We start from the raw sequence: 17,055 nt of genomic DNA, 5'->3' as shown, positions 1-17,055 counted from the left end.
CGGGCTATGAGTGAACCGGCCCGCAAATGGCCCGCGCCGCCTGTCACGGAATCGCGCAAATCCGCCCTGCGCGAGTATGGCGAGGCCTTCGCCGTCGCGCTGGCGCTAGCGATCGTCCTGCGCACTTTTCTGATCCAGGCCTACAAGATTCCCTCGGGCTCGATGGAGCGGACGCTGCTCATCGGCGATCATATAATCGTCAACAAGCTGGTCTTTGGCCTGCGCATGCCGGATTCGATTTTCGGCCTGACCCCGTTTGCCGGCGAGATCCCCTACGGCAAATATTTGTTCCAGCTCGAGCGGGTCCATCGCGGCGATGTTGTGGTCTTCGTCTATCCCGAAGATCAGACCAAGGATTTCATCAAACGCGTCGTCGCGATTCCGGGTGATGTCGTCGAAATCAAGAACGGGATGCTGATTCTGAACGGCGTTCAGGTTGACGCGCCTTACACGCACTTCGAGGTCGGGCCCAACGAGCGCTCGACTTCGCCGCGCGATACGCTTGAGGCGGTCAGGATTCAGCCCGGTCAGTATTTCATGATGGGGGATAATCGCGACCGCAGCTACGACAGCCGTTTCTGGGGCCCGGTCTCGCGCGACGCTATCGAGGGACGTGCGATGTTTATCTACTGGTCGTGCGCCGACGACAGCTCGCCGCTCACCTGTTTCTATGACGTCCGCTGGTCCCGGTTGTTCCATCCCATACGATAGTTGATTCATCCCATAAGATAGTTGTTCCATCCCGGAAGATAGGGTATCCAGTTGAACATGGAAGGGGAGATTCGGGTGGGCGAGGACGTGGCTAACCGCATTGGAGTGCTACTCGAACAACTCAGCGCGCGCTTCGAGATTGTGCTGGAGGCGGTGACCGGCTTCGGCGGTAAGCTCGACGCCGTGCGCGGTGAAATGGTCGGCCAGTTTGCCGAGGTTGGCCGCCAGGTGCGGTTTATCTCCGATCGGATCGCCGAGAATCGCGAAGCTAACGCGCTGACTCGCGCCGATCTGGGCGCCGAGATGGTCAGGCTCGGCGAGATGCTCGGCGCCACGCGGGTTGAGTTTCGCGAGCAGCTCGGCGCGCTGCGCCAGGGACTGACGGAGACTGCGGAGACCTCGGCGGTGCGCATCCGCGAGCGTGTAGCCGAAGAGTTCGCGGCGGGAGCGGCTGCTGCCAGCTCGCAACTCAAGAGCGAGATAACTGCGGCGGGTGAAACGTTGCGTAAAGAGCTGATCTCCGCGCGCAAAGATTTCGCCCGCGAATTGCCGGCAGTCGCGGAGGGCGTGCGCGAGGAAATTTCCGCGTCGTCCAGCGCCCTCGTCAAGAAGATTGACAGCGAGCTCAAGCAGACCAACAAGGCGCTGGTCAGTCTGACCCGCAAATTCGAGCGTTTCGACGATCGCCTGACGGTGCAGACGCGGGATCAGGATCAGCGCCTGCGCAAACTCGAACGGCGCACCGCGACGCGCTAGCGAAGTCCTGCACCGTACAGCGGCAAAGTGCTGTTGTGAATAACCTCGCGGCGGCGCAGAAATCATGAATTGACTGAACCGCTACGCGCGGTAAAATCTTCGTAGCCTTTTAAGCCGCTCCTGCGAGGGCGGCAAGGGAAAAAGATGAAGTTGTATTCAGCAGCGACCGGCCGCAAACGCGCGCCGGTCGTTTTTCTGAAGAAGCCCTCGAGGGCCGAAGCCGGGAGTCGCGCGTGAGCGCCTTCGCGGCTACGGCGATGGACGGCGAGGCGGTCGCGCGCGCGGTGCGGCGGATCGCGCACGAAATCGCGGAGCGCAACACTGCGCAGGAGCGGATCGTACTCGTCGGAATAGTGCGGCGGGGCGCCAAGCTGGCGGGCCGGATCGCCGAGGCGCTCGCGCAGATCGGGGCGGGGCGAATTCCGGTCGGCACTCTCGACATTTCATCCTATCGCGACGACGGTCGCGGCGCTGCGGGCGATCCACGATTGATCGGGCGCGACGTGCCGTTTCAACTCGAAGGGCGGCGCGTGATCCTGGTCGATGACGTGCTGTATACCGGGCGAACGGTGCGCGCGGCGCTGACGGCGCTGGCTGACTTGGGACGCCCGGAAGCGATCGAGCTCGCGGTTCTAATCGATCGCGGTGAACACGAAGTGCCGATTCGCGCGGACTACGTCGGCAAGAATATCGCGGCGCCGCAGGGTCAGCGCGTGTACGTCCGGCTGAATGAAATTGACGGCGTGGACGCGGTCGTGATCGGCGGACGGAAGGCGGCTTAGTCGATGCCGCGTATCCCGAAATACGATCTGGTCTCGATTGAAGATCTTTCGATCGGCGAGATCGAGCGCATCTTCACACTCGCGGATACGTTTGCCGCGGCGCTCGAACGCGGGCAAAACCTGACGCTAGCCAGCGGTCTGGTCATGGCGACGCTGTTTTATGAGCCGTCAACGCGCACGCGCCTGAGCTTCGAGTCCGCGATGCATCGCCTGGGCGGCGCGGTAATCAGTTCGGCGGATATGCACGCGTCGTCGGCGGCGAAGGGCGAGAGCCTCGCGGACACGGTGCGCGTCGTGTCGGCGTACGCCGACCTGTTGGTGGTGCGCCATCCGAATGACGGCGCGGCGCGAGTGGCGGCGGAATACGCTGCGGCGCCGGTGATTAACGCGGGCGACGGCAGCCGCGAGCATCCGACGCAGACGCTGTGCGATCTCTATATCCTGCGGCGCAAAAAGGGCCGCCTCAAAGGACTGACCGTCGCGATTTGCGGTGACCTGAAATTCGGCCGCACCGTCCACTCGTTGATTTATGCACTCGCCCGCTTCGGCGCGAATATCGTGACGGTGCCTTACGGCGGGATGGGGGTGCCGGAATACGTGCTGGAACGGATCGCGGCGGAGCACGATTACGCACCCTCTTCGATCACGTTCGACGAGCTCCGCTCTAAATCCGGGGCGCTCGACGCCCTGTACCTCACACCCAGCGGGCCTCATCAGATGGCGTTGTTTACCGGTGACGACCTGTTGGTGAAAGTTTCCGTAGCGGCGCCGACAGCGCTCGACGCCTTTTACGTCACGCGGCTCCAGCGCGAGCGTTTCGCGGACAAGGACGACGCTGCGGGAGCTTACGTACACTTCGACGCGCGGGCGCTGCGGAGCAGCCGTGCGCAGGAGGCCGTCGTGCTGCATCCGCTGCCGCGGACCGACGAACTCGCCTATGAGTTCGACAAGGATCCGCGCGCAATTTATTTCGAGCAGGCTGCGGCCGGGGTTCCGGTGCGGATGGCGCTGATCGTCTGGATGCTCGAGACCGCGCAACGCGAGCGCCCGCCGGCGGCGCGTGAAACCTTGATCGCGTTCAAGCACGAAGCGGCGCCGCGCTGCGTTAACGCCGGCTGCATTTCGCGGCACGAACCCGCTTATCTTTCTCCGCGCTTCCGACTGGCGCGAGCGGCTGATCGTTCGGTATTGGCGATCCGCTGCGACCTCTGCGAACGCGAGCTGCGCGCCGAGTACGTCGGCCATGCCACGGCGCATCGGTACTATCATTTTGACGAGAATCTCTACGGCTACGTGCAGCAGTGGATCGCAGAGGGCTCCCTGGCGGTTTTCGAGACCGTTAAAGAGGCGGAGGAGCGAGGCTACGAGCCTTACAAGCGAGGCCCGCAGCGCGAGCTGATGAACGCGGCCGAAATCGAACAAGCCTGTCAGACCATGGCGGATCAGATCGTGGCCGGCGTGGCGGACCCGGCGCAGCTCGCGATCGTCGGCGTGATCAGCCGCGGGGCAATTCTTGCGATGAGATTGCGGGAGCTCGTGCAAGCCCGCACCGGCGTGCGCCCGGCCTGCGCCGCGGTGGACGTCTATGCGAGCGACGCCGGTTTGCGCCGAATCGAGGATAGCGGGGGGAGGTTTATCGTCGATGGCCGCGCGATCGTCCTGGTTGACGACGTGATTAACAGCGGCTGGACCGTGCAACGCGCGATGACGGCGTTATGGCGGCACGGGCGTCCGGCGTCGGTGCAGCTCGCGGTGCTGATCGATCGGGGCCATCGCGCAGTGCCGATCCGGCCGAATTATATCGGCAAAAGTATCCCGACTGCGCAGACCGAGCGCGTCCAGGTGCGCCTTAAAGCCGCGGGCGCTGACGGCCGCAAACTCGCCGATCGCGTGGTGATTTACTCGATGGTCGAGCCTTTTACTGAGGCGCGCGCGGTGCGATGAGCGGAATTTTCCTCAAGGGCGGGCGGGTTATTGATCCTGCAGGTGGTTTCGACGGCGTCGCCGATCTTCTGTTGCTCGACGGTCGAATCGCATCTGCGGAAGTGATCGCGCGATGGCCGGGGCAGGAACCCGTAACGACGATCGAGTGTGCGGGGTGTTGGGTCGTGCCGGGTCTGATTGATCCGCATGTTCATCTGCGCGATCCGGGTAATCCGGAGAAGGAGACAATTTTCAGCGGCTTGCGCGCCGCCGCGGCCGGCGGCTTTACGACCGTCGCCGCGATGGCGAATACGGCCCCGGTCAACGATACCCCGGAAATTACGCATTACATGATCGAACGCGCTGCGCAGGCGGGCGGGGCGCACCTCGTACCGGTCGCGGCGGTGACCAAGGGACTCGCAGGACGCGAACTGATCGACGTCGCGGCGATGGCCGCGGCGGGCGCCCGGCTGTTTTCGGACGATGGCATCCCGATCGACGATGCCGCGCTGCTGGCGACCGCGCTGCGCAGCGTCACCGCATCGGGCTTTGTGATCTCATTGCACGAGGAAGACCGCGCGCTGACCGCGAATGGCGCCATGAACGAGGGCGCGACGGCCCGTCGGCTCGGTGTCCGCGGTATCCCGTCTGGCGCCGAGAGTGCGCGCGTGGAGCGAGATCTGGAGATCGCGCTGGGTGCAAGAGCGCCGGTTCATGTCGCGCACATTTCGACCGCGGAGGCTGTACGGGCGGTGCGCGAGGCGCGACAACGCGGCCTCGCCGTGACCTGCGAGGCCACGCCGCATCATTTCATGCTAGAGGACGACGCGGTGCTGGAGTGCGGCGCAAACGCGCGCATGTCGCCCCCGCTCAGAAGCCGGCGCGATCGTGACGCGATACGCGCGGCGATCGCGGACGGCACGATCGACATGATCGCAACTGATCACGCGCCACACGATTCTATGTCGAAGGGGTTGAATCTTTTGGGGCCGCTCTTTGGTGCAAGCCGTCGGGGGGGGCGGTTGTCGTCCGATGAAGCGCAAGCCCTGGCGGCTGCTGCAAATGGCGTGGTCGGTCTCGAAACCGCGCTCGGGCTTGCGCTCGCGATGGTCCACGAAGGCTTAATCACGCCGCAGCGGATGGTCGAGATGATGTCGCTGAATCCCGCGCGCTTGCTTCGCCTCGAGGGCGCGGGCAGGCTGACGGCTGGCGCTCGCAGTGACGTTACTGTAATCGATCCGAATTACCCGTGGATCGTCGATCCGAGTAAATTTCTCTCGCTCAGTCGGAACACCCCGTTTGCTGGAAGGGAGCTCAAGGGAAGGGCGATGCTGTCCATCGTCGAAGGCAAAATCGTCTATGACGCCCGCGTGGGAAGGCTGCACTGATGAGCGCGCGCGAGGCGATTTTGGCGCTTGCGGATGGCCGGGTGTTTCGCGGCCGCGCCTTTGGCGCGATCGGCGAGACCGTCGGCGAGGTGGTCTTCAACACCGCGATGACCGGTTACCAGGAAGTACTGACCGATCCGTCTTACAAGGGCCAGATCGTCTGCATGACGTACCCTGAGATCGGCAATGTCGGAATCAACGCTGAAGACGACGAATCGCGACGGGTTTTCGTCGAGGGCTTCGTGGTGCGAGAGTATATCGATCGACCGTCGAACTGGCGTTCCGAGAGCGCGCTGGGTGAACATCTCGAACGAGCGGGAGTCGTCGGGATCTACGGGATCGACACGCGCGCACTGGTGCGCCACATTCGCGTCGCGGGGGCGCAGGAAGCGGTCATCTCAAGCGTCAATCTTGATGCGGATGAGCTCGTAGCACGGGCGAAGGCGTCGCCGGGCCTGATCGGCCGCGACCTTGTCAAGGAAGTTACTTGCAGCGAATCCTATTCCTGGGAGATTGGGGATTGGGAGCTGGGACGTGGCTATCCTGCGTCTGCGCAAACGGCGCAGGATGACGCACCGCTGGTCGTCGCCCTCGATTACGGAATCAAGCGGAACATCCTGCGGCGGCTGGTCGCGAGCGGCTTTCGTGTGAAAGTGCTGCCGGCTTCCGCAACGGCGGAGGAGATTCTTGCGCCGAATCCTGACGGAATTTTTCTGTCGAACGGGCCAGCCGATCCGGCGGCGGTGCCCTATGCCTGTGAGGCGATTCGAGGAGTACTTGGTAAACGGCCGATCTTTGGCATCTGCCTGGGCCATCAGCTGCTCGGGCTGGCGCTCGGCGGCAAAACCTACAAGCTCGGCTTCGGCCATCACGGCGCCAATCATCCGGTGATGGATTTGCGGAGGCGGCGCGTCGAGATCACGTCACAAAATCACGGCTTCGTCGTCGACGCCGAGTCGGTCGCCGGCCGCGCCGAGCTTTCGCATCTCAATCTCAATGATCGCACGGTTGAGGGCTTGCGCGGTATCGGGGCGCCATTTTTCTCCGTGCAGTATCATCCCGAAGCCTCGCCGGGGCCGCACGACTCGGCGCACCTGTTTGCGCGCTTCCGGCGCCTGGTGGAGGCGTTTCCGCGCTTCGGCGCCGAAGCGCTCGATCACGTCGCAGCCGCAGAGGCGGTATCGGGCTGACATGCCGCTGCGCAAGGATCTCAAGTCTGTCCTGCTGATCGGCTCCGGCCCGATCGTGATCGGGCAGGCCTGCGAGTTCGATTACTCGGGCACGCAGGCGCTGAAAGCGCTGCGCGAAGAAGGACTGCGGCTGATCCTGATCAACTCGAACCCGGCGACGATCATGACCGATCCGGGACTCGCGGATCGCACTTATATCGAGCCGATGACCGCGGAGATCATCGCGAAGATTCTCGAGCGCGAGCGTCCCGACGCGGTCCTGCCGACGGTCGGCGGTCAAACTGCGCTCAACCTCGCGATCGAGCTGGCCGAGAGCGGCGTGCTGGATCGTCTGGGGATCGAATTGATCGGCGCCAATCTGGCCGCCATCAAGAAGGCCGAGGATCGCGATCTCTTCAAGCAGGCGATGATCAAAATTGGGCTGGCCGTTCCCGCCTCCGAGGTCGTTCATTCGCTTGCTGAGGCCGAACAAACGGCGACGCGGCTCGGTCTGCCGTTGATCATCCGGCCCTCGCGCACGCTGGGCGGCACCGGTGGATCGATCGCGCGGGACGCCGAGGACCTGCGCGTCAAGGCGCGCTGGGGCCTCGCGCTCTCGCCGATTAATGAAATTCTGCTCGAGCAGTCGATCGAGGGTTGGAAAGAATTCGAACTCGAGGTGATGCGCGATGCGGCCGACAACGTCGTGATCGTCTGCTCGATCGAGAATTTCGATCCGATGGGCGTGCATACTGGCGATTCGATCACGGTCGCCCCCGCGCAGACGCTGACTGACAAGGAATATCAGATCATGCGGGACGCCGCGCTGCGCATCATCCGCGAGATCGGCGTCGACACCGGCGGGTCGAATATCCAGTTTGCGATTAATCCAACTGACGGGCGGATGGCGGTGATCGAGATGAACCCGCGCGTCTCGCGCAGTTCCGCGCTGGCCTCCAAGGCGACCGGCTTTCCGATCGCGAAGATCGCGGCGCGGCTCGCGGTCGGCTACCGCCTGGACGAGATTGCGAACGACATTACGCAGAAAACGCCGGCCTGCTTCGAGCCCACGATCGACTACGTGGTGACGAAAATTCCGCGCTTCACCTTCGAAAAGTTCCGCGGCGCAGTGGACGAGCTCGGGCCGCAAATGAAGTCGGTGGGCGAGGTGATGGCGATCGGGCGGACCTTCAAGGAATCCCTGCAGAAGGCTCTGCGCTCGCTCGAGATCGATTCGTGGGGGCTGGAAAGCCGCGTACTCGGACTCGCGCCGGCAGTGGCGCTGGCCACGGTGCGCGATCATCTGCGCGTGCCTAACAGCGCGCGTTTGTACTATCTGGCAGACGCGCTCCGACTTGGCATAACGGCCGCCGAGGTTTACCACCTGACCCGGATCGATCCGTGGTTTATTGACGCGATCGCGGAAATCGTCAGCGCGGAGTCGCGGATCGCCGCAAACGCGCTCGACCCCGAGCTGCTGCGCGAGATGAAGGCGATGGGCTTTGCCGACCGGCGCATCGCCGAACTCAAAAATTCGAGCGAAGCTGCGATTGCGCTGCTGCGTCGCGAGTTCGGCGTCATCCCGGTTTATAAATCCGTCGATACCTGCGGCGCGGAGTTCGAGGCCTTTACGCCATATTTGTACTCGACCTACGAATCGGAAGACGAAGCGCCGCCCGATAATCGGCGCAAGGTTATGATTCTCGGCGGCGGACCCAACCGGATCGGCCAGGGCATTGAGTTCGACTATTGCTGCGTGCACGCGAGCCTTGCGCTTAAAGAAGATGGCTTCGAGACCATCATGGTCAACTGCAATCCCGAGACCGTCTCGACCGATTACGACATTTCGGATCGGCTCTATTTCGAGCCGTTAACCTTCGAGGACGTGATGGCGATTGTCGAGCGCGAGCGGCCGCTGGGCGTTATCGTTCAGTTCGGCGGCCAGACTCCGCTGAAGCTCGCGATGCCGTTGGCGCACGCGGGTGTGCCGATTCTCGGCACGCCGCCGGACGCGATTGATCGTGCGGAGGACCGCGAACGCTTCAATCAAATGGTCGAACGGCTTGGACTCCGCCAACCCAAGGGCGTGCTCGCGCGCAGCGCCGACCAGGCGATCGCCGGCGCCGCCGCGATCGGTTATCCGGTGCTGATCCGGCCTTCATACGTGCTCGGCGGGCGCGCGATGGAGATTGTCGCTGACGAGGCCGGCCTGCGCCGCTACCTCGATCAGGCGTTTCAGGCTTCGGAAGCCCGGCCATTGCTGGTCGATCGCTACCTCGACGGCGCGATCGAGGTCGACGTCGATGCGATCGCCGACGGTGAGCGCGTGGTGATCGGCGGCATCATGGAGCACGTCGAACACGCGGGCATCCACTCGGGCGACAGCGCGTGCGTGCTCCCGCCACGCTCGCTGAGCCCGGCGATCCAGGATGAGTTGATGCGGCAGACCCGGATGCTCGCACAAGAGTTAGGGGTGATCGGCCTGCTCAACGTACAGTACGCGATTTTTCATGATGTGATTCACATTCTCGAAGTGAATCCGCGGGCCTCGCGCACTATTCCGTTCGTCAGCAAGGCGATCGGCGTGCCGCTGGCCAAGCTAGCGGCGCGCGTGATGGCGGGCGCGAAACTCGCCGATTTTGGCTTCGAGCGTGAACAAGTTCCGGCGCATGTTGCCGTAAAGGAATCGGTGTTTCCCTTCGCGCGCTTCGCAGGCGTCGATACGCTGCTGGGCCCCGAGATGAAGTCGACCGGCGAAGTCATGGGTATCGACACATCGTTTGCCGCGGCTTTTGCGAAGGCGCAGCTTGCGGCGGGTACCGTACTGCCGACGGCGGGCAGCGTCTTCATCAGTGTGCGCGACGCCGATAAGCCGCTCCTGGAGCCAATTGTACGTGGCCTGACGGCGCTGGGACTCGGTCTCATCGCGACCGGTGGCACCGCGCGCTATATCGAACGGCTCGGGCTGCATTGCGACATGATCAACAAGGTCGCCGAGGGCAGTCCGCACATCGTCGATCTGATGCGCGCGAATCGGGTCGCGGCAGTGATCAACACGCCTGACGAGCAGGGCACCGCCGACTCTTTCTCGATCCGGCGCACCGCGTTGGAGCTGCGGCTCGCGTTTTTCACCACGATGGCCGGGGCGCAGGCGGCGGTCGAGGCGATGACTGCGCTTAAGCTGCGCGGGCTCGAAGTTTGCGCGCTCCAGGACTATCACGCGAATTGAGCGAGTCGGCCCATCCGGAACGCGGGAAATCTGCACCGGGCATCGAGCCGTCCGCGGCGCTCGCGGCAAGTCTGGTCGAAGTTGCCGGCGTCGGCCCCAAGCGCCTCGCCATTCTGCAAGCGCGCGGTCTCAGTACATTCCTCGACGCCCTGTATCATCTGCCGCGCCGCTACGACGATCTGCGCAGGCGCGATCGCATCGCGGATCTGCGTGCGGGCGTAACTGCAATTGTCGAAGGCACGCTCGATAAGCTGCAAACCCGGCCGATGCGCGGGATGCGCTGGCGGCGCTTGACGACGGCGACGCTCAAGGACGCCGAAGGCGCAACGCTGGCCGTTGCCTGGTTCAATCTCCACGGTGACGGCCGGATGCCGCTCGGTGAAACAGTGCTGATTTGCGGACGGGTCACGACGGCATCGCGCGGGGCGCTCGAAATCCTTCATCCGGAAGTCTATCGACTCAAGTCCTCGCCGCCGCCTGCGATTCGTCCGGCGTACAGCCTCCCGCCGGAGATCCCGCAGCGCCTGTTCTCATCGATTGTTGCGCAAGGCCTGGCGCAAGCGGAACGCGCGCAGCTCGACGCGATCCCGGCCGATGTAGCGTCGACGACGGGGCTCCCGCGTGTAATCGAGGCGCTCAAGTATCTCCATCAGCCGCCGCCCGACGCCGACCTGGCTGTGCTTGAGGGCGCGGCGACGCCCGCGCATCAGGCGCTTGCGCTCGACGAGATGTTCGCATTCCAGCTCGCGCTCACTCGCGATCGCGCGCGCAGTCTGCGGCGGGCCGGCGCGCCGCTCGACGGCGAGCCCCAGCAGAGTGGGGCGCTGATCGCCTCGTTGCCTTTTTCGCTCACGAATGCGCAACGGGGGGCGATTGCTGAAATCAGCGCGGACCTCGCGGGACCCGCGCAAATGAACCGCGTGCTGATCGGCGATGTCGGCAGCGGTAAAACTCTCGTCGCCTTTCACGCGATGCTGCGTGCGACCGAATCCGGCTGGCAAGCCGTCATGATGGCCCCGACGGAGCTGCTCGCCGAACAACATTTTCGCAATTTCACAGCGCTCTGCGGCGCGCTCGGCGTCAGCAGCGTACTGGTGACGAGCCGGCTGAGCGGCGCCGAGAGGGCGCGAATCCTCCGCGCTCTCGGCCGCGGCGACATCGCAGTGGCGTTCGGCACCCACGCGCTGTTTCAGGAGAATGTGCGAATCGGGCGGCTGGGCCTCGCGATCATCGATGAGCAGCATCGGTTCGGCGTGCTCGATCGCGCGCGGCTGCTGGCGCTGGGCGCCGAGGCCAACGTCCTGCTGATGACCGCGACGCCGATTCCGCGCAGCCTCGCGCTGGCGCTCTTGCGCAGTCTCGAAGTATCGCGCCTCGACGAATTGCCGGCGGGCCGCGTGCCGGTTGCGACTACCATATTTACCGAGGACGAGAGCGCCGAGGTTGATCGTCTGGTGCGCGTGGAACTTGAACAGGGCCGGCGCGCCTACTATGTATTTCCGCTGATCGACGATGATGAGGAAGACGATGACGCCACGTCCGTAGCGACGGCAGCAAAGCGGTTGGCCGGGCGCTTTGGCAAGTTCGGAATCGGCGTGATGCACGGACGGATGCGTCCGGCGGAAAAGGATCGCGTGATGCGCCAGTTCCGCGACGGCGAAATCAACGTGCTGGTGGCGACCACGGTGGTCGAGGTCGGAGTCGATGTTCCCGCAGCCACGATCATCGTCATCGCGGCGGCTGAGCGCTACGGTCTCGCGCAGCTCCATCAGTTGCGCGGCCGGGTCGGGCGGGGCGCGGTTGCCTCGCGATGCTGCCTGATCCTCTCGCGCGGCGCGCGCGGGCCGGCCCGGGAGCGCCTCGCGGCCTTGACGCAAAGTTCCAGCGGCGACGAAGTCGCCGAGCTGGATTTGCGCCTGCGCGGCCCGGGCGATCTGTTTGGCCTGCGGCAGACCGGCGTCCTGCCGCTCAGGTTCGGCCGCTTTATTCGCGATCTGCGTCTCATCGAGCGCGCTGGCGACCTCGCCGAGGAATGGCTGCGACGCGACCCGGCCTTGACAACCGCGGCTTCAGCTCGTGCCGTCGCGGCGATCAACGAACTGCTCGCTTTGGGCGTGAGCTTCGCCGATATAGGCTAGAGCGAGACGATCGCACGCGTTCACCGATGCCACCAACTTGCAAGAAGGCCCGCACCCCGACGCCCGTCAAAAGCAAGCAACCGCTTGAGGTGCGGCGCGAGCTGTCAGCGGGCGGGCTCATCTGGCGGCGCGCCGACGACGGTACGGTCGAGGTGGTGTTAGTCCGCCCGGCCGGCAAAGGAACCTGGGTGCTGCCCAAGGGCCACGTCGAAGCCGGGGAGACACTGCTGGATGCAGCGCTGCGCGAAGCCAACGAAGAGACTGGGCTCAAGGTCGTTGCCGATGGACCCCTCGGTCAGGTCGCCTACCTCTATTCATGGCGGACCCATCCGTCGGATCGCGCCGTGCGCATCTTCAAGCGCGTGCACTTCTACCTGATGCGACCCGTTGGCGGCGATCCGTCGGCGCATGACCACGAAATCGAAGAAGTCGTCTGGCGGCCCATCGACGCCGCGTTCAGCCGCGCCAGTCACAAGAGCGAACGCAACCTGATCGCGAAGGCAAAAAAAATCCTGCTACCTGCGCCGAGCCCGCGCGCCGCGCGGAACTGAGCCTCCGGCGCCTGACCGGAAACCTTCGTACCAGCGGAGTTTTTCGTCCTGAACGGAGTCAGCCCGGTATGTAATCCGGGATTCTTCGCTCCGGCAGCCTTCGCTCAGAATGACATAGCAACTTTCACTAAAACTAAGCCATTTTTGTCATTCTGAGCGAAGCGAAGAATCCCGGATTTCCACCCGGGACTCGTTTAACCTTTGGGCAGGCCGAGAACGCGTTCGCCGATGATATTGCGCTGAATCTGGTTGGTCCCGGTATAGATTGTCGGGCCGCGCGCGGCGAGCATCCGCTGCGACCATTTGCCCGCATCAAGCGCATGGGCGGAGTTCGGCTCGAGCTGGCTATACGGACCCAGCAACTCCATCGCGAATAGCGCGATTTTCAACGCCAACTCGGTCCCGCACAACTTGAGCATCGAGCTCTCCGCGCCCGGCGGCAGTCCCTTGAGCTGGCGCGTCAACTGCCTGAAGCCCGTGTACTTGATCGCCTCGCCCTCGGCTTCGAGTTTCGCGAGGCGCTGGCGCACCTCGGCGTCGTCCCACGCCGACGCGCCGTTGCGCGGAATCCCCTGCGCGAGCGTCGCGAGTTCGCGAATCTGTTGCAGCAGGCCGCGATCATGGCCCATCGATCGCTCGAACATCAGAGTGGTGATGGCCACCTGCCATCCCTGATTTTTTTCGCCCACGAGGTTCTTGCGCGGCACGCGCACATCTTCGAAAAAGACCTGGTTGAAACCGCGCGCTCCGGTCATCTGCACGAGTGGCCGCACGACGATGCCGGGTGTCTTCATATCGACCAGCAGATAGCTTATCCCCTTGTGCTTGGGCGCGGCCGGATCGGTGCGGACGAGCAGAAAAATCCAATCGGCGTGCTGTGCCGCCGAGGTCCAGATTTTTGCGCCGTTGACCACGAAATAATCGCCGTCCTCGACCGCGCGGGTTTGCAGCGACGCCAAGTCAGAGCCCGAGTTGGGTTCCGAGTAACCTTGGCACCAGAATTCCTCGCCGCCGAGGATTTTCGGCAGATGACGGCGTTTCTGCTCGTCGGTGCCCCAGTGAATCAGGGTCGGTCCAAGCAGTGAGATGCCGAAGCCGGTGAAGGGCATCGCCGCGCCGGCTCGCTCCAGCTCCTGTTGGTAAATGACATTTTGCAAGAGAGTCGCGCCGCGTCCGCCGTATTCCCGCGGCCAATGGATTCCCATCCAGCCGCCCTGATGGAGCCGGCGATGCCAGCTTACGCGCGCGTCCCAGTCGCCCTCGAGTTCGTCGGCCAGCGGCTCGCGCGCCGGCGTCGCATATTCCCGGTTGACTGCGAGCCAGGCGCGAAACTCGGCTCGGAAAGTTTCATCCTCGGCGCTGTAGTTGAAGTCCATAGAGCAATTTTAGCCACAGCGGCGAGGGGCGTACAGGGTTATGGGCAGGTAACATCCGTCGCCACTTGCTCATTTAACTTGCCACCGCTCACGTTCCCCTTGGCGCCAAGTGTCACTTTGCCCCCACAAACTAGCTGGCCGTTGATGAACGAGTTACCCTTGAGATTGCAGACGCCTGCGGAAACCAGAGACCCGCTGACGATGCTATTGGCGGAGGATTTCGCCGTGTTCACCAGAATGAGAAGGTTCGACGGCGTTAAGCCGCCGGAACCTACTGCTATCGCCGCGCCTTTGTCCAAAGTCAGCGAGCCTGAATCCTTGATTACCACTAACGCATCCGCGGGGCCGGAAACGGTTAGAAAAGCATTCTTTTTCAGCGTGATGTTCGTGTAATCAAACTCGTTGAAACCGCTCACCGCGGTCAGCGTGGCGGCGCCGTTTCTGTCGAGAGTCAACGCTCCTTCGCTGACGCCACCAGGCGGACAGGCCTTCGCTCCGCTGGTGGAGAAGGTTTGTAATGGGACAATCGCGGGATTGATTCCGGCAGTATCAACACCACCGGTGCACGTCGCGTTTTTGCCAAGCGTTACTTTGCCTCCGGTCGTCTCACAGATGCCGCTGACGACGGCGAGCCTGGAAAGCTTGATCTTGTTACCGAGAGAGGTGCCGTTGCCGCTGACGCTCGCGCTCTCGCCCAGAATCAGGTCGCCGAGCGCACCGGTGGCGCCCCCGATGGAAGCATTCTTGTCCAACTTCACCTGCGAATCTGAGACCGCGGCGAATGCCAGCCCCGGATCGAGGCTGCTCTGAGCCGAGGCCGAGCGCGCGAGCATCGCGCCACTGATGACAAAAAATGATCCGAGGATCAGGCAGCGAAGTAATTGGGTTTTATACATACTGAAGAACTCCTCCTTGGCGACGAACCTCTATTTTATTAGATAATCGCTGAAGGCTGGCGCAGCATTTATCGTACCCACGCCCTAATTCAATCAAATAGATGCTCGTGATAAGCTAAGATTGTTGAATCTGCTATTCCCGTCGAAAAAATATAGCTTCCGGCTGAGTATTGGTAAATAGTTATAGCCGCAAATTACGAAGACTTTAAGACCAGTAGTGACTGAGTAATGACTAAAGGACCGAATCGAGAAACTCCACCGAGCGCAGCTTGCGATCGAGCAGGTCGCCCAGGAACTGCGTGAGCACGCGGCCCGCCGCGGCGCCGGCCGAGGGGAGGTCAGCCGCCTCGCCGAGTTCGACGCCGCCGAGCTTCGACAAGGCCAAGACCCCAGACGCATCGAGTCGGACGGCGCCCTGGGGCGCTTCCGAACGGCATCGCATACAGACGATGCCGCCGCGCGAGATGACGAAATACGCCGCGGCAGCGTCGATACCGACGCGGCTTCGGCAGATGCGGCAATTGTCGAATTCGAGGCCGAACCCCGCCGCACGCAGCATCTTCATGTCATAAGCTGAGCGCAGCGCGGCCGTCGCCGGTCCACGTCCGAGGACCGCGAGGCCCGCCGCGAGGACGTTGTATGCCGCCGCGGCGTCGGCTTCCTCGCGCGTCAGCGCGTCGGCAAGTTCAACCATGTAGCTGCCAAGCGCGATTTTTCTGAGATCGTCCTCGAGGACCGGCTGCGGCATCGGTCCGGGCTCCGCGCGGGTGATAAAGACCAGTTGGCCGAGGGGGCGACGCCGAAAGAACAGCGTCACGCACGAAAAAGGCTCGAGTTTACGCTCGAAGCGGCGGCGCGAGGCCTTCGCGCCCTTCGCGATGCCGCCGAGTTTGCCGAAGTCCCGCGTCAGCAACGTCACGATGCGATCGGATTCCGAGTAGTCGCGCGCGCGCAGCACGATCGCAGGACTGGATTCTTCGGCCGGCATGGCGGTGAAGCAGCTAGACCGCCGCTCGCAGCATCGATTGCTGGATGCCCTTGACCGTCGCCCGCATCGCTTCGAGGCTTTCCGTGGTGCGTCCGCCCTCGGCAGCGTCGCGGATCAGGTTTTCGAATTTGACGAGGATGTTGGCGAGTTTGCTGTGCGCCTCGATTACCGCGCGCTTGCGCAGCTCATCGCTCTCCCACGCCCGCGCGGCATATTCGCGCAACTCCTGACCCTGGATCAGCAGTTCGCGGGCCTCATCCTCGAAGCCCTTGACGAGGCGGCGGATCGCGTCGCGGACCTTGGGAATCTCTTCGGGATCCTTCCACAACACGTGCTCGAGAAAGGCGAGATCGTCGTCGCTCACCTGGGTGCGGCTCAGCAGCAGCGCGTGCGCGCGCATGATCGCGAGCGTGTTACGCCAGCGCCGGTCGGAGGCGACGATCTGGCTCGTCGCGAGGATCCGGCGCAGCTCCGCCAGCGCGCGCAGGATCCCACCGGGGATCTGCACCGCAGCAACGTCCGCGCGCAGTTCGTTCAGCTCCTCGAAGGTGAGGATCGTCCGGCGCGCCGGACCTGTTCCTTCGAGCATCTTCAGAAAACGGAAATCCTCGACGATGTAATCGACCGTAAAGCGCATCATGAAGCGATCGAAGAGCGCCGTCAGCTCTTCCTCGTCGGGCAGCTCGTTCGACGCCCCGAACATCGTTACAAGGGGGACGACAACTCTTTCGCGGCCGTTGTGAAAAATGCGTTCGTTGATTACGGCCAGCAGGGCGTTGAGGATCGAGGAGTTGGCCTTGAAGATCTCATCGAGGAAGGCGATGTGCGCCTCAGGCAGTTTGTGATCGGTGACGCGGCGGTAGTCGTCCTGCTCGAGGCTTTTGAGGCTGACCGCGCCGAAAATCTCTTCCGGCGTGCTGAATTTCGTCAACAGCCATTGAAAATAATTGGCGCCCTCGATACGGCGGCAGAGTTCGTCCGCGAGCATCGATTTGGCCGTACCGGGCGGCCCGATCAGCAAGACGTGATGAGTTGCGAGCAGCGCGCACAATGCTCCGTCGATCAATTCGGCGCGCTCGAGAAAAAACTGATTGAGTTCGTCGCGGATGGCGGAAAGTTTGGCGGTTGCTTCTGACATCGATTGATGC

At 63.3% G+C, this 17,055-nt stretch carries 13 protein-coding genes; 9 read left to right on the top strand and 4 right to left on the bottom strand.

What is annotated here, in order from left to right:
- Positions 1-6: 6 nt before the first annotated feature.
- The 9 genes from lepB to VKS22_09525 all read left to right on the top strand — a co-directional run bounded on the left by lepB (position 7) and on the right by VKS22_09525 (position 12,647).
- Positions 7-711 (top strand): signal peptidase I, encoded by a 705-nt coding sequence (lepB, locus tag VKS22_09565; GenBank protein HLW70856.1) that lies wholly within the window; start codon positions 7-9, stop codon positions 709-711.
- Positions 712-762: 51 nt separating this feature from the next.
- Positions 763-1,467 (top strand): hypothetical protein, encoded by a 705-nt coding sequence (locus VKS22_09560; GenBank protein HLW70855.1) that lies wholly within the window; start codon positions 763-765, stop codon positions 1,465-1,467.
- A gap of 233 nt (positions 1,468-1,700) precedes the next feature.
- Complete coding sequence (gene pyrR / locus VKS22_09555; GenBank protein HLW70854.1) at positions 1,701-2,249, top strand: bifunctional pyr operon transcriptional regulator/uracil phosphoribosyltransferase PyrR; 549 nt, start codon at positions 1,701-1,703, stop codon at positions 2,247-2,249.
- Between the two features lie 3 nt (positions 2,250-2,252).
- Complete coding sequence (locus tag VKS22_09550) at positions 2,253-4,193, top strand: aspartate carbamoyltransferase catalytic subunit (protein HLW70853.1); 1,941 nt, start codon at positions 2,253-2,255, stop codon at positions 4,191-4,193.
- Complete coding sequence (locus VKS22_09545) at positions 4,190-5,560, top strand: dihydroorotase (GenBank protein HLW70852.1); 1,371 nt, start codon at positions 4,190-4,192, stop codon at positions 5,558-5,560. The genes VKS22_09550 and VKS22_09545 overlap by 4 nt, the downstream gene beginning before the upstream one ends.
- On the top strand, positions 5,560-6,750 hold the full coding sequence (gene carA / locus VKS22_09540; GenBank protein ID HLW70851.1) for a glutamine-hydrolyzing carbamoyl-phosphate synthase small subunit: 1,191 nt from the start codon (positions 5,560-5,562) through the stop codon (positions 6,748-6,750). Before VKS22_09545 ends, carA begins: the two co-directional genes overlap by 1 nt.
- Position 6,751: 1 nt before the next feature.
- Positions 6,752-9,958, top strand: a complete 3,207-nt coding sequence (gene carB / locus VKS22_09535; protein ID HLW70850.1) for a carbamoyl-phosphate synthase large subunit — start codon at positions 6,752-6,754, stop codon at positions 9,956-9,958.
- Positions 9,955-12,096, top strand: coding sequence for an ATP-dependent DNA helicase RecG (locus VKS22_09530; GenBank protein ID HLW70849.1), 2,142 nt, complete (start codon positions 9,955-9,957; stop codon positions 12,094-12,096). The genes carB and VKS22_09530 overlap by 4 nt, the downstream gene beginning before the upstream one ends.
- Before the next feature lie 26 nt (positions 12,097-12,122).
- On the top strand, positions 12,123-12,647 hold the full coding sequence (locus tag VKS22_09525) for an NUDIX domain-containing protein (GenBank protein ID HLW70848.1): 525 nt from the start codon (positions 12,123-12,125) through the stop codon (positions 12,645-12,647).
- Between the two features lie 194 nt (positions 12,648-12,841).
- Here the strand turns inward: VKS22_09525 and VKS22_09520 are convergent, their stop codons facing one another.
- From VKS22_09520 to VKS22_09505, 4 genes are all read right to left on the bottom strand, one after another.
- Entirely contained in the window at positions 12,842-14,023 is a 1,182-nt protein-coding gene (locus VKS22_09520; protein ID HLW70847.1) for an acyl-CoA dehydrogenase family protein, read from the bottom strand.
- 38 nt (positions 14,024-14,061) lie between these two features.
- Positions 14,062-14,919: a hypothetical protein gene (locus VKS22_09515; protein ID HLW70846.1), complete on the bottom strand. Its 858-nt coding sequence runs from the start codon at positions 14,917-14,919 to the stop codon at positions 14,062-14,064.
- 232 nt (positions 14,920-15,151) lie between these two features.
- Positions 15,152-15,907 carry a DNA repair protein RecO gene (gene recO / locus VKS22_09510; GenBank protein ID HLW70845.1) on the bottom strand — a complete coding sequence of 252 codons (756 nt, stop codon included), beginning with the start codon at positions 15,905-15,907 and terminating at the stop codon, positions 15,152-15,154.
- A 13-nt stretch (positions 15,908-15,920) separates the two neighbouring features.
- The gene (locus tag VKS22_09505; GenBank protein ID HLW70844.1) at positions 15,921-17,045 is read right to left on the bottom strand and encodes an AAA family ATPase; all 1,125 of its coding nucleotides are present in this window, start codon (positions 17,043-17,045) and stop codon (positions 15,921-15,923) included.
- Positions 17,046-17,055 lie beyond the last annotated feature (10 nt).

The organism is Candidatus Binataceae bacterium (assembly GCA_035308025.1).
In the GTDB taxonomy this organism is placed as follows: domain Bacteria; phylum Desulfobacterota; class Binatia; order Binatales; family Binataceae; genus JAJPHI01.
The sequence above is the reverse complement of the archived record's forward strand: the minus strand, read 5'-3'. Positions and strand labels throughout refer to the sequence as shown.

Bases quoted from the DNA above. Each gene is read 5' to 3' on its own strand.
- VKS22_09550 (HLW70853.1), top strand. From the start codon at position 2,253: ATGCCGCGTATCCCGAAATACGATCTGGTCTCGATTGAAGATCTTTCG.
- recO (HLW70845.1), bottom strand. From the start codon at position 15,907: ATGCCGGCCGAAGAATCCAGTCCTGCGATCGTGCTGCGCGCGCGCGAC.
- VKS22_09515 (HLW70846.1), bottom strand. From the start codon at position 14,919: ATGTATAAAACCCAATTACTTCGCTGCCTGATCCTCGGATCATTTTTT.
- VKS22_09520 (HLW70847.1), bottom strand. From the start codon at position 14,023: ATGGACTTCAACTACAGCGCCGAGGATGAAACTTTCCGAGCCGAGTTT.
- carA (HLW70851.1), top strand. From the start codon at position 5,560: ATGAGCGCGCGCGAGGCGATTTTGGCGCTTGCGGATGGCCGGGTGTTT.
- VKS22_09505 (HLW70844.1), bottom strand. From the start codon at position 17,045: ATGTCAGAAGCAACCGCCAAACTTTCCGCCATCCGCGACGAACTCAAT.
- VKS22_09525 (HLW70848.1), top strand. From the start codon at position 12,123: ATGCCACCAACTTGCAAGAAGGCCCGCACCCCGACGCCCGTCAAAAGC.
- lepB (HLW70856.1), top strand. From the start codon at position 7: ATGAGTGAACCGGCCCGCAAATGGCCCGCGCCGCCTGTCACGGAATCG.
- carB (HLW70850.1), top strand. From the start codon at position 6,752: ATGCCGCTGCGCAAGGATCTCAAGTCTGTCCTGCTGATCGGCTCCGGC.
- VKS22_09545 (HLW70852.1), top strand. From the start codon at position 4,190: ATGAGCGGAATTTTCCTCAAGGGCGGGCGGGTTATTGATCCTGCAGGT.